At 56.7% G+C, this 12690-nt stretch carries 15 protein-coding genes; 3 read left to right on the top strand and 12 right to left on the bottom strand.

Features of this window, described 5'->3' with window-relative positions; all coding sequences use genetic code 11:
- Positions 1 to 54 precede the first annotated feature (54 nt).
- Entirely contained in the window at positions 55 to 264 is a 210-nt protein-coding gene (cspE, locus tag HCK03_RS19320) for a transcription antiterminator/RNA stability regulator CspE (RefSeq protein WP_004859511.1), read from the top strand.
- A gap of 57 nt (positions 265 to 321) precedes the next feature.
- Here the strand turns inward: cspE and crcB are convergent, their stop codons facing one another.
- Positions 322 to 705 (bottom strand): fluoride efflux transporter CrcB, encoded by a 384-nt coding sequence (gene crcB, locus HCK03_RS19315; RefSeq protein WP_041144570.1) that lies wholly within the window; start codon positions 703 to 705, stop codon positions 322 to 324.
- A gap of 90 nt (positions 706 to 795) precedes the next feature.
- Here crcB and HCK03_RS19310 point away from each other — a divergent pair, with 90 nt between their 5' ends.
- Together HCK03_RS19310 and tatE are read left to right on the top strand one after the other, a co-directional pair.
- Entirely contained in the window at positions 796 to 1584 is a 789-nt protein-coding gene (locus tag HCK03_RS19310) for a deaminated glutathione amidase (protein ID WP_115193326.1), read from the top strand.
- Positions 1585 to 1711: 127 nt separating this feature from the next.
- Positions 1712 to 1918, top strand: coding sequence for a twin-arginine translocase subunit TatE (gene tatE, locus HCK03_RS19305; protein ID WP_041144572.1), 207 nt, complete (start codon positions 1712 to 1714; stop codon positions 1916 to 1918).
- A gap of 238 nt (positions 1919 to 2156) precedes the next feature.
- Here the strand turns inward: tatE and lipA are convergent, their stop codons facing one another.
- From lipA to HCK03_RS19250, 11 genes are all read right to left on the bottom strand, one after another.
- Entirely contained in the window at positions 2157 to 3122 is a 966-nt protein-coding gene (gene lipA / locus HCK03_RS19300) for a lipoyl synthase (RefSeq protein WP_041144573.1), read from the bottom strand.
- 185 nt (positions 3123 to 3307) lie between these two features.
- Positions 3308 to 4261: a YbeF family transcriptional regulator gene (locus HCK03_RS19295; protein WP_076944926.1), complete on the bottom strand. Its 954-nt coding sequence runs from the start codon at positions 4259 to 4261 to the stop codon at positions 3308 to 3310.
- Positions 4262 to 4399: 138 nt separating this feature from the next.
- Positions 4400 to 5044 (bottom strand): lipoyl(octanoyl) transferase LipB, encoded by a 645-nt coding sequence (gene lipB, locus HCK03_RS19290; RefSeq protein WP_123551095.1) that lies wholly within the window; start codon positions 5042 to 5044, stop codon positions 4400 to 4402.
- 94 nt (positions 5045 to 5138) lie between these two features.
- Entirely contained in the window at positions 5139 to 5402 is a 264-nt protein-coding gene (gene ybeD, locus HCK03_RS19285) for a DUF493 family protein YbeD (RefSeq protein ID WP_041144576.1), read from the bottom strand.
- 114 nt (positions 5403 to 5516) lie between these two features.
- A complete protein-coding gene (gene dacA, locus HCK03_RS19280) occupies positions 5517 to 6716 on the bottom strand; it encodes a D-alanyl-D-alanine carboxypeptidase DacA (protein ID WP_041144577.1) in 1200 nt (399 codons plus the stop codon).
- A 142-nt stretch (positions 6717 to 6858) separates the two neighbouring features.
- Entirely contained in the window at positions 6859 to 7992 is a 1134-nt protein-coding gene (rlpA, locus tag HCK03_RS19275) for an endolytic peptidoglycan transglycosylase RlpA (protein WP_115193324.1), read from the bottom strand.
- A 10-nt stretch (positions 7993 to 8002) separates the two neighbouring features.
- Positions 8003 to 9115, bottom strand: coding sequence for a peptidoglycan glycosyltransferase MrdB (gene mrdB, locus HCK03_RS19270; RefSeq protein ID WP_041144579.1), 1113 nt, complete (start codon positions 9113 to 9115; stop codon positions 8003 to 8005).
- A complete protein-coding gene (gene mrdA / locus HCK03_RS19265) occupies positions 9115 to 11016 on the bottom strand; it encodes a peptidoglycan DD-transpeptidase MrdA (RefSeq protein WP_041144580.1) in 1902 nt (633 codons plus the stop codon). Before mrdA ends, mrdB begins: the two co-directional genes overlap by 1 nt.
- Before the next feature lie 27 nt (positions 11017 to 11043).
- Positions 11044 to 11511 carry a 23S rRNA (pseudouridine(1915)-N(3))-methyltransferase RlmH gene (rlmH, locus tag HCK03_RS19260; protein ID WP_167692052.1) on the bottom strand — a complete coding sequence of 156 codons (468 nt, stop codon included), beginning with the start codon at positions 11509 to 11511 and terminating at the stop codon, positions 11044 to 11046.
- 3 nt (positions 11512 to 11514) lie between these two features.
- Positions 11515 to 11832 (bottom strand): ribosome silencing factor, encoded by a 318-nt coding sequence (gene rsfS / locus HCK03_RS19255; RefSeq protein ID WP_004859547.1) that lies wholly within the window; start codon positions 11830 to 11832, stop codon positions 11515 to 11517.
- 209 nt (positions 11833 to 12041) lie between these two features.
- On the bottom strand, positions 12042 to 12671 hold the full coding sequence (locus HCK03_RS19250) for an adenosylcobalamin/alpha-ribazole phosphatase (protein WP_041144582.1): 630 nt from the start codon (positions 12669 to 12671) through the stop codon (positions 12042 to 12044).
- Positions 12672 to 12690 lie beyond the last annotated feature (19 nt).

Here is a 12690-nt window from a genome sequence, read left to right as displayed (position 1 = left end):
GTACTGGATCGCGACACAGTATCAGTGTCTTTTTTTCATATAAAGGTAATTTTGATGTCTAAGATTAAAGGTAACGTTAAGTGGTTTAATGAGTCCAAAGGATTCGGTTTCATTACTCCGGAAGATGGCAGCAAAGATGTATTCGTACATTTCTCTGCAATCCAGTCCAACGGTTTCAAAACTCTGGCTGAAGGTCAGCGTGTAGAGTTCGAAATCACTAACGGTGCCAAAGGCCCTTCTGCTGCAAACGTAAACGCTATCTAAGCAACGCGTCAGTAGAATATAAAAACCCGCGCTTAGCGGGTTTTTTTTTGCCTGTTTTTAACGGCTGGCGGTATGCGAAAAGAGCCAGAACGCCGCCGCCGTCATGGCGAATGAGCCCAGCAGGTTGACCAGAATATTGAGCAGGGCCCAGCTGAAGCGCCCCTGCTGCAGCAGAAACACCACTTCCGCTGAGAAGGTGGAGAAGGTCGTCAGTCCGCCGCAAAAGCCGGTGGTGATGAGCAGCTTCCACATCGGGTCGATATCGCTCAGACGGTTAAACCAGGCCAGGCCGGCGCCAATGATAAATGCCCCCAGCAGGTTGGCCGTTAGCGTGCCAATCGGAATGGCATGGTGCAGGGGGTTAAACTTCATTCCCAGCCACCAGCGCAATACGCTGCCGGTGCCGCCGCCAACAAAAACGGCTAAAAGTAGTTGTGACACTCTCATTCCCTGCTATTTGGTTAATACTGGGGAATGAGTGTAGCGCGCAAAATGCGTCGCTGGCTATGAATTCGCGAACGGGAGATTAAGATGCTGGTTGCTGCTGGACAATTTGCCGTCACCCCTGACTGGCGGGCGAATGCGCAGACCTGCGTAGCGCTGATGGCCCAGGCCGCTGAGCAGGGCGCGTCGCTGCTGGTGCTGCCCGAGGCGCTGCTGGCGCGCGACGATAGCGACCCGGATCTCTCGGTTAAATCGGCGCAGGAGATAGATGGCGGCTTCCTGGGGCGACTGCGCGAGGAGAGCCGTAATAACGGCTTAACCACCGTGCTGACGATTCACGTGCCTTCCGGCGAGGGACGCGCGGCTAATACGCTGGTGGCGATACGCCGCGGCGAGGTTATCGCACAATACCAGAAGCTACACTTATACGATGCGTTTAATATACAGGAGTCACGGCGCGTTGATGCCGGCCTGCAGATCCCGGCGCTGATTGACGTCGACGGGGTTCGGGTTGGCCTGATGACCTGCTATGATTTGCGCTTCCCGGAGCTGGCGTTAAGCCTTGCGCTGAGCGGCGCCGAGATCCTCGTTCTCCCCACCGCGTGGGTGAGAGGGCCGATGAAGGAGCATCACTGGGCGACGCTGCTGGCCGCCCGCGCGCTGGACACGACCTGCTATATCGTGGCGGCAGGAGAGTGCGGCAACCGTAATATCGGCCAGAGCCGAATTATCGATCCCCTCGGCACGACGCTGGCCGGCGCGGCGGATCGGCCGCAGATGATTTTTGCCGACGTTTCCGTGGATTATCTACGCCAGGTGCGCGAGCGCTTACCGGTGCTGCAGAACCGCCGCTTTGCGCCACCGCAATTATTGTGACGTTTTTTTAAACAGAGCTTGATTCACCTTGTTACAGATTGCTATTGTGTCCGCGCGTCAAATAGCCGTTAATTGTTCGCGTGTATGATGGCGTATTCGCAGATTGTTTTAGAGAAGAAGGTTAGCTATGGGTGAGATTAGTATTACCAAACTGCTGGTTGTCGCAGCACTGATTATTTTAGTGTTTGGTACCAAAAAACTACGTACGCTGGGTGGAGACCTGGGTTCGGCTATCAAAGGCTTTAAGAAGGCCATGAACGACGACGACGATAGCGCGAAGAAAACCAGTGCGGAAGAAGAAACTCCGGCACAGAAGCTCTCTCATAAAGAGTAATTAAACGCCTGCTCCCCGACAGCGGGAGCAGGCTGCCGGCAGGCTATCGGCCTGCACGGATAAGAGGCCGCAGCGATTATCGTTGCGGCCTCTTTTTGTATCCTGCAAGGTCATTGGCAAAAAAAATGCAACCGACTGTAACCGCGCCGGCGGATTTATTGGGGGTAAAAGATGAGGTAGCGCAAGGAGAGCTGACCGCCGCACGCGGGAAACGCGCAGCGGTCGAGGGCGGCGTGAACTACTTCACTTCCATCCCTTTGGCCTGCAGGTCGGCATGATAGGACGAGCGGACGAACGGGCCACAGGCGGCATGGGTGAAGCCCATAGCCATCGCTTCGGCTTTCATCTCTTCGAACTCATCCGGGCTAACGTAGCGCTGTACCGGCAGGTGGTGACGGCTCGGCTGCAGGTACTGACCGAGGGTCAGCATCGTCACGCCGTGGCGACGCAAATCGCGCATAACTTCGACGATTTCAGCGTTGGTTTCACCGAGGCCGACCATCAGACCCGATTTGGTTGGGATCTCCGGATGCGCTTCTTTGAAGCTTTCAAGCAGCTTTAACGACCAGTTGTAATCGGCGCCCGGGCGTACCTGGCGATAGAGACGCGGCACGTTTTCCAGGTTGTGGTTAAAGACGTCCGGCGGCGTAACCTTGAGGATATCCAGCGCGCGATCCATACGGCCGCGGAAGTCCGGAACCAGGGTTTCAATCTTAATCGACGGGCTTTTCTCACGGATGGCGCTGATGCAGTCGGCGAAATGCTGAGCACCGCCGTCGCGAAGGTCATCGCGGTCGACGGAGGTGACAACGACGTACTTCAGGCCCATGTCGGCGATGGTTTGCGCGAGCTTCTGCGGTTCATTAGCATCCGGCGTCACCGGACGACCGTGGGCGACATCACAGAACGGGCAGCGGCGGGTGCAGATAGCACCGAGGATCATAAAGGTTGCCGTTCCGTGGTTGAAGCATTCCGCAAGATTCGGGCAAGAAGCTTCTTCGCACACGGAGTGCAAACCGTTCTTACGCATCGCTGCTTTGATACCCTGGATACGGGACGAGTCAGCCGGAAGTTTGATTTTCATCCATTCCGGTTTTCTGAGCAGAGCTTCACGCTCAGTTGCCACGTTTTTCACCGGGATAAGGGCCATTTTATCGGCGTCGCGGTATTTAACACCGCGTTCCATCACAATGGGTTTACTCATAGCGTGCGTGTTCCAGTTGCGAGTACGAAGGAAAACGAATTAATTCAAGTAAATGTTGTATTTATCAACTATTTTTGAATCAAGGATAGGCAGTATACCATTGATACGGGACAGAAAGCAGCCTGCCTGTTCGGCAAATTGTAAAATAGTTGTTGTTTTATGCTTTCCCTCACGTGCGGTATGGCTTAAAAAGCCTGACGAACCGCCTCAATCACCTCATTGAGCAGCGGTTCCTGGGCGCTGAGCTTGTTGTAATGCAGCGAAATGTCGATGGTTTCATCGGCGAGAGGCGGGTAGTCCAGCGCCGCCAGCGGCCAGGTTTTGGCCAACAGCGAAAACATCCGGTTCGGCATCAGCCCAAGCATATCGCTGGCGCTCACCAGCGCGGCCTGAGTTAACAGGTTGTAGCTGCTAAAGCCGCAGCGCCGCTCCCCTAGCTGCTCCTGCAGCCGACGGTGCAGCGCCGGATAGCGCTGGCCCTCGGGCAGCAGCAGGGCAAACTCGTACTGACGAAGATGCTCTTCGCTGTGCGGCATAGCCAGCGCCGGATGCGCCTCGCGGCAGTACATCATCACCCGATCCTGGAACAGAACGTGGTGCACGATCGACTGGCCGCTGTGCGCGTAGCTGTCGATCAGCAGATCCACCTGGCGCTGGTTAAGCTGGCTGGGGGCATCGGTAATGGCGATATTGTGCAGCAGCACCTGCGGGAAGCGAGGCTTCAGCGCCTGCGCAATCGTCGGCATGACCAGCGCGCCGACGGTGGGCGAGGTGGCGATGGTGATGACCCGCTGCTGATGCGGGCTGCCGGTTAAATCCAGCGCGCTGAGGAAGGCTTCCATTCCCTGACTGATATACTGATGGAGGTGCGTCGCGTAGGCGGTTGGCGTCACGCCCTGGCCCTTGCGAATAAACAGCGGGTCGGGAAAAAGCGCGCGGAGCTTGTTAATCGACTGGCTAATAGCCGAGGGGGTGATATTCAGCACCTTAGCCGCATTCACGATACCCTTGTGGACGTACACGGCTTCGAAAATCGTCAGTAAATTGAGGTCAATATTACGCAGAATGCGGAATACCTGGCGATCGTGGCGATCGTCGAGCCGTTCGGTGAGTTCCGGTTGCGGATGATTTTTTTCCACTCTGCGCCTCCTGTCATAGCGAATAGCGCAAGTATAGCGGTCAGCGACGCCGCCGTTTGTAGCAATTAATTGCAAATAGAATGGCTTAACGAAAGCCTGGCGCAAAAACGGCGCCCCGGGAAGCCGGGACGCCCGAATTTACTCTGCGGAAATGAACTCGTGCGGCGGGTTGTCGAGCAGCGCCAGCAGGTTGGCAACCAGCCGTGGTGCGACAATTTGCGGCGCCGCTTCGGGCTGCCACTGGCGCATTTGCGCCATCTCCATTCCGGCGTAGCCGCAGGGATTAATCCGCAGGAACGGCGAAAGGTCCATCGCGATATTGAGCGCCAGGCCGTGGAACGAGCACCCTTTGCGAATGCGCAGGCCCAGCGAGCAGATCTTTTGCTCACCGACGTAAACGCCGGGCGCATCGGCGCGCGGGTGCGACTCAATAGCATACTCCGCCAGAGTGTTGACCACGGCCTGCTCCAGGAGCGTCACCAGCTCGCGTACGCCAAGCTTGCGGCGTTTGAGATTGAGCAGGACGTACATCACCTGCTGCCCCGGTCCGTGGTAGGTCACCTGGCCGCCGCGATCGCTTTGAATGACCGGAATATCGCCCGCCAGCAGAACGTGCTCCGCTTTTCCCGCCTGGCCCTGGGTAAAGACCGGATGATGTTCAACCAGCCAGATTTCATCGAGGGTTGTTTCATCGCGCGAGTCGGTAAAGTCGTGCATTGCCTGCGAGACAGGGGCGTAAGGTTGCAGGCCGAGTTGGCGAATGAGGATTTTATTGTGCTGCAAAACAACGTCTCCGCACAGAGAAGTGATTTAAGGCAGCGAGTATATCACAGCGGGGAAGGGGATGACCCGGCGCGAGGCCGGGTAGCAGAATGGGTTACAGCACCATCCGGACGATCTCAATATTACCCAGCTCTTCGTACAGGGTTTCTACCTGCTCGATATGGGTGGCGTTGATGGTGATAGAAACCGAGTGGTAGTTACCTTTGCTGCTCGGCTTTACCTGCGGAGAGTAATCACCAGGCGCATGGCGCTGTACCACTTCCACCACCTGATCAACCAGCTCAGGCAACGCCTGCCCCATTACTTTGTAAGTAAATGGAGTAGGGAATTCAAGCAGTTCGTTAAGTTTGGTTTTCATGTCAGCTCCGGTGTTACGACAAAAAATAATAACTCCCACAAGATGCGGGAGTTATCAGGTTACTTTGATAGTTAGTATATGGGGATGTAAATCACACTTTCAAGCGTTCGATTTTTAACCAAACCAGTGGTGGAACATTAACTTAATGTAATCAATCATTTTGCCGAAGAAATTACCTTCCGGGATCTCCTGCAGCACCACCAGCGGGCGCTGATCGATAGTTTTGCCGTCCAGCTGGAAGTTAATGGTGCCGACAACCTGGTTTTTCTGCAGCGGTGCGTGCAGTTCGGTATTGTTCAGTACGTAGCTGGCCTTCAGATCTTTCATGCGGCCGCGCGGAATGGTCAGATACACGTCTTTATCGACGCCCAGCGATGCGCGATCGCTATCGCCAAACCAGGCCGGCTCGGAGGAGAACTCTTTGCCCGCTTTCAGCGGATTGACGGTTTCAAAGAAGCGGAAGCCCCAGGTCAGCAGCTTTTTGCTTTCGGATTCACGACCTTTATAGGTGCGACCCCCCATCACGGCGGAGATCAGGCGCATCTGGCCTTCGGTTGCCGAGGCGACAAGGTTATAGCCCGCTTTATCCGTGTGGCCGGTTTTGATGCCGTCGACGTTGAGGCTGTTATCCCACAGCAGCCCGTTACGGTTGAGCTGGCGGATGCCGTTAAAGGTGAACTCTTTTTCTTTGTAGATGGTGTATTCGTTTGGCACGTCGCGGATCAGCGCCTGGCCAATCAGCGCCATATCGCGCGCGGAGCTGTACTGACCTTCGGCATCCAGGCCATGAACGGTCTGGAAGTGGCTGTTTTTCAGGCCAAGGGCGTTGACGTAGCTGTTCATCAAGCTGACGAAAGCGTCCTGGCTACCGGCAACGAAGTCCGCCATCGCGACGCAGGCGTCGTTGCCTGACTGCAGGTTGATACCGCGAATCAGCTGAGAAACCGGCACCTGCATTCCTGGCTTGAGGAACATCAGGGAGGAGCCTTTAAATACCGGGTTACCGGTTGCCCATGCGTCGTTGCCCACGGTGACCAGATCGGACTCTTTGAATTTACCCGCTTTCATGGCCTGACCAATGACGTAGCTGGTCATCATTTTGGTCAGACTCGCCGGGTCGCGGCGGGAATCGGCGTTATTTTCCGCCAGCACTTTGCCTGAATTGTAATCGATAAGTACCCAGGATTCGGCGTCAATCTGCGGCGCGCCTGGGATCATGGTTTTAAGATTCAGGTCATCGGCGTGGGCTGCGGAGGAGAGCGCGGCAACGGAGAGGGCCGTAACGAGTAAACGTGCGGTGAAAGAGATCTTCATGGTCTGAACAACGGCATCCGTGATGGAGTTAAAAAAGTGCCTTACTATAACAAATGCTCTGCGGACCGGCATCCGACATTGCGCATGACTTTGTTAACGATTTTGTCATGCCCAATGCGATGCGGACGGCGGTCCGACGCGTTTAGTTGGCGTGAGTAATAAATGACTGCAGCTGAGCTTCGCTCTGCAGGCGCTGCTGAACGGTGCTGGCCTGTGACTTGCTGGCGAACGGGCCCAGCTGAATACGCCACACCGCGCCGTTTTGCACCACGCGGCCGGGAACGGAGAACTGCTGGCTCAGGCGCTGCTGGTACTGCTGAGCGCGGGCCTGGTCGCTAACGGCGCCAACCTGTACCACATAGTCACCGCTGGCAGCAGCGCTGGTCGAGGTCGAGGTAGAAGCGGCGGCAACCGCAACCGCAGTCGTCGCAGCGGCGGCTGGCGCAACGCTGCCCTGGATGGATCCCGGCGCGGTGACCGGCGCGGTTGATGCGGCGGCCTGAGCGACGGGTTCACTGCCCTCCAGCACGCCGTTATTCAACGGCGTCGGGGCACCGAGGAAGCCGCTGCTGTTGACCGGCGCGCCGACGCTATCGTCGGATTTCAGCGTTGAGTTACTGATGGCGCGCACGTCGGTTTGCACCGGCTGATCGGTTGCGGCGCCGGTACCGCCGTCCAGATCCGGACGCGCCGGCAAGGCATAGGTTTGTTTCGCCACGGTGGTACAGGCCATTCCCGGACCCGAGAGCGAGCCGTCCTGCGCGACGATAATAGGATCGATGCGTACTTTGGTATTATTCGAGGTGTTCAGCCGGTCGGCGGAGGCGCGCGAAAGCGATATCACGCGATCGTTGCCGTACGGGCCGCGATCGTTGATACGCACCACGATCATGCGGCCGTTAGCGACGTTGGTAATACGCGCGTAGCTGGGGATCGGCAGCGTAGGGTGCGCGGCGGTGAGCTGGGTAGGATCAAAGGCCTCACCGGATGCGGTCAGGTTGCTATTGGGCTCAGCATCATAAATCGCCGCCAGGCCAGTCTGGGTAAAATTAGACGGGTCCTGCACGATTTTAAAGCTTTTACCGTCGCGTTCGTAATCCTGATTTGCCGTCGGATTCGGCGCTTCATAGTGCGGATCGGCGCCGCTGATTTCTACGCTTGGGCCATTACAAACCGCCGGCTGCGGTGTGCTGACGGTTTTTTGTTGAACGTCTTCACCCGAACATGCCGCCAGCAGCCCTGCTGCTATGCAGATCCCCAGCCATTGCTTACGCATTGCGAACCCCTTAAACGCTTTTCGACAACATTTTTCTGTGGGTGTGGATCGACATTACGATACCAAACCCGGCCATCAATACGATCAGGGCTGAGCCCCCGTAGCTGACCAGCGGCAACGGTACCCCCACCACTGGCAAAATACCACTCACCATACCAATATTTACGAAGACATAAACGAATAAAATCAACATTAAACCACCGGCCATTACCCGGCCAAAGGTGGTTTGCGCCTGGGCGGCGATCCACAGCCCGCGCATAATGAGCAGGATATAGAGCGCCAGCAGAACCAGCACGCCAATCAGCCCAAGCTCTTCGGCCAGTACCGCGAAGATAAAGTCGGTGTGGCGCTCCGGCAGAAACTCCAGCTGCGATTGGGTGCCGTGTAGCCAGCCTTTCCCGCGCAGCCCGCCGGAGCCAATAGCAATTTTAGACTGGATAATGTGATAGCCGGCGCCCAGCGGGTCAGTTTCCGGATCGAGCAGCATCATAACGCGCTGACGCTGGTAGTCGTGCATCAGGAAAAACCACAGAATCGGGATAAACGCCGCGACCAGCACCACCGCTACGCCGATCAGGCGCCAGCTCAGCCCGGAAAGGAACAGCACAAACAGGCCGGACAGGGCGATAAGAATTGAGGTCCCAAGGTCAGGCTGCGCCGCAACCAGCAGGGTCGGCAGGAAAATCAGCACCAGCGCAATGGCGGTATTTTTCAGCGAGGGCGGGCAGACGTCGCGGTTAATAAAGCGCGCCACCATCAGCGGAACGGCGATTTTAGCAATTTCCGAGGGCTGGAAACGGACGATGCCGAGATCCAGCCAGCGCTGGGCGCCTTTCGAGATAGCGCCGAAGGCATCCACCGCCACCAGTAAAATAATACAGAATATATAGAGATAGGGCGCCCAGCCTTCATACACGCGCGGCGGGATTTGCGCCATGACGATCATAATCACGATACCCATCGCGATCTGGCCAATTTTACGTTCCATCATCCCGATATCCTGGCCGCTCGCGCTCCAGATAACCAGCGCGCTATAGGTCAGCAGCGCCAGCAGTATCAGCACCATGGTGGGATCGAGATGGATTTTATCCCACAGCGATTTTTTGTTTGGATTATCGGTCATTATTGATCCTCCCCCGCCGTCACCGCCGGATTTTCACTCGGCAGATTCGTATTGTTATCACCCAGCATAATGTGATCGAGAATCTGGCGCATAATCGTCCCGACCGCCGGGCCTGCGCCGCCGTTTTCGAGAATGATCGCCACGGCAACCTGGGGGTTGTTGTAAGGCGCAAACGCCGTCATGAGTTTGTGGTCACGCAGGCGCTCAGCGATTCTGTGCGCGTTATAGGTTTCATTGGCCTTCAGGCCGAATACCTGTGCCGTACCGGATTTCGCCGCGATTTTATAAGGCGCGCTGGCGAAGTACTTATGCGCGGTACCGTTGCCGCGGTTGGCCACGCCGAACATTCCGTCTTTGGCTATCTCCCAGAAGCCGGAGTGAATATCGCCCACCGGCGGCTCGTGCGGCTGAACCCAGGGTACCTGCTTGCCGTCTTCGACGGTGCTTTGCAGCAGATGGGGCACTTTTACCACGCCGTCGTTAATCAGGATCATCAGCGCCTTGTTCATTTGAATCGGCGTTGCGGTCCAGTAGCCCTGGCCGATACCGACCGGAATGGTGTCCCCCTGATACCAGGGCTTTTTAAAGCGCTTCAGCTTCCATTCACGGGTGGGCATATTCCCGGAGCGCTCTTCCGAAAGATCGATGCCGGTATAGTGGCCATAGCCGAATTTATTCATCCATTCCGACAGGCGGTCGATGCCCATATCATAGGCAACCTGATAGAAATAGGTATCCGCAGACTCTTCCAGCGCTTTGGTCACGTTCAGGTGACCGTGGCCCCATTTTTTCCAGTCGCGATAGCGTTTATCTGAACCGGGCAGCTGCCACCAGCCGGGATCGAACAGGCTGGTATTGCGGGTGATGACGTTGGCGCTCAGCGCCGAGACGGCAACGTAAGGTTTCACCGTCGAGGCCGGCGGATAGACCCCCTGCGTGGCGCGGTTGACCAGCGGCGTATTCGGATCGTTGAGCAGCCCGGAGTAGTCCTTGCTGGAGATCCCGTCGACGAACAGGTTTGGATCGTAGCTCGGGGTGGAAACCAGCGCCAGAACGCTGCCGGTGCGCGGGTCGGTAACCACCACCGCGGCGCGGCTGCCGGCCAGCAGCGTTTCAATATACTGCTGCAGCTTGAGATCGAGGGTTAAATAGATATCGCGCCCGGCCTGCGGCGGCACCTCTTTGAGCTGACGAATGACGCGGCCGCGGTTGTTGACCTCGACCTCCTCGTAGCCGGTCTGCCCGTGCAGGACGTCTTCATAGTAGCGTTCGATACCCAGCTTGCCGATATCGTGGGTTGAAGCGTAGTTAGCCAGCTTGCCCTCTTTATCCAGGCGATCGACGTCTTTATCGTTAATTTTTGAGACATAGCCGATAACGTGGGTGAGGGCGGAGTTGTAGGGATAGTAGCGGCGCTTATAGCCTTTCACTTCGACGCCGGGAAAGCGGTACTGATTGACCGCGAAGCGGGCAACCTGCACTTCGGTCAGGTTAACTTTGACCGGAATAGAGGTGAAGCGGTGGGAACGCGAGCGCTCCTTTTTAAAACCGGCAATGTCATCATCCGTGAGATCAATGACGTCACGCAGCGCGTCCAGCGTCTGCTGCACGTTATCGACCTTCTCCGGCATCATTTCCAGCTGATAGATGGTGCGGTTCAGCGCCAGCGGCGTGCCGTTACGGTCATAGATAATGCCGCGGCTTGGCGGGATGGGAACCAGCTTGATGCGGTTTTCGTTCGAGCGCGTCTGGTAGTCCGTGTAACGGACTATCTGCACGTTATAAAGATTGGCAACCAGTATGCCGGTAAGCAGCAAAATCCCCAAAAAAGCGACCAGCGCCCGGCGCACAAACAGCGAGGATTCAGCCGTATAGTCGCGGAAAGAATTCTGTAATTTCATTCGCTGCTTAGTCTACCCTGGTCATCATTATTCACGGTGGTAAGGGTGGTTGGTTGTAATACTCCACGCCCGATACAGGCTCTCCGCAACCAGTACGCGTACCAGCGGGTGAGGCAGGGTCAGGGTGGAGAGCGACCAGCTCTGTTCCGCCGCGGCTTTACACGCCGGAGAAAGCCCCTCCGGGCCGCCGATCAGCAGGCTGACGTCGCGGCCATCTTGCTTCCAGCGCTCCAGCTCACGCGCCACCTGCGGCGTATCCCAGGGTTTCCCCGGAATATCCAGGGTCACGATGCGGTTTTTACCCGCGGCTGCCAGCAGCATCTCCCCCTCTTTTTCGAGGATACGCTTGATATCGGCATTTTTACCGCGCTTACCGGCGGGGATTTCCAACAGCTCGAACGGCATATCTTTTGGAAAACGACGCAGATATTCACTAAAGCCGGTCTGAACCCAGTCCGGCATTTTGGTGCCAACGGCCACCAGCTGCAGCTTCACGCATTAACTCCAGAGTTTTTCCAGCTCGTAAAGACGACGGCTCTCTTCCTGCATGACGTGAACCATGACGTCGCCAAGATCGACAACAATCCAGTCGGCGGCGCTTTCACCTTCTACGCCCAGCGGCAGCATGCCGGCGGCGCGAGACTCTTGTACCACGTGGTCGGCGATGGACATTACGTGGCGCGTAGACGTGCCGGTGCAAATAATCATGCAATCTGTAATGCTGGATTTGCCATGAACGTCAATGGCTACGATGTCCTGACCTTTCAGGTCATCAATTTTGTCGATAACAAAATCCTGGAGTGCTTTACCCTGCAAGAGTTCCCCCTGGGTGAGTGAAGAGTGAAAATAATAAACAGCCTGGCAGTATACCTGAACTCATAAAAAAGTCGGGATAAATGTCTGCTAACCGGCGTTGGAGGCGGCTATCATCCCATCCATCGCCGTTGATTGCATCGCCATTTTTGTAAAACATCTGTATGGCGGATACCTTCAGGCTGCGGAGAATAGCAGCCTGCTCCGACCTGTCAATGGTCTGGACTGAATTCTTCTTCTGCCCGCCAGACGGCCCGGCTATTTAGTACCCGCAGCGTGGCGAAATCTGCGCGCAGATCGAGCATGCTCCACGCGCCGTGTTCGATGGGGAAACGCCACATCGCCGCCGCCGGCATCTCCAGCAGCAGGGCGGTTAACAGGCTAAGCGCTCCCTGATGGCCGACGATGAGCAGATGGTCAAGATGCTGATACTGCGCCAACGCCTCGCTAAATGCCGCTACCCGTCGGGCAAAATTCTGAAAACTTTCGCCGTTGGTGGGCGCCGCGTGCTGCCAGTCCGCGCACCAGGCGGCATAATTTTCCGCATCTTCATGCTGCAAATCCCGATGGTGGCGCATTTCCCAGTCGCCGAAGAACATCTCATTGAGGTCGGGGATAAGCTCGCGGGGGAGCGCCCGATCGCCCAGCAGCAGGTCGGCGGTACGCTGGGTGCGCTCGAGCTCGCTGCAAAGAACGCGGTCAAACGCCACCGCCTGCAGCTGCTGACCAAGCCGGAGGGCCTGAGCTTCGCCGCGTTCGGTGAGGGGAGTGGGCGCGCGTCCGCTGTACAGACCGGCTGCGTTAGCCTGGGTTTCGCCATGACGAACTAACCATAATCTCATGATTATCCTCACTGAGCCG

Origin of the sequence: Klebsiella terrigena (assembly GCF_012029655.1) — a bacterium.
GTDB lineage: Bacteria > Pseudomonadota > Gammaproteobacteria > Enterobacterales > Enterobacteriaceae > Klebsiella > Klebsiella terrigena.
The sequence above is the reverse complement of the archived record's forward strand: the minus strand, read 5'-3'. Positions and strand labels throughout refer to the sequence as shown.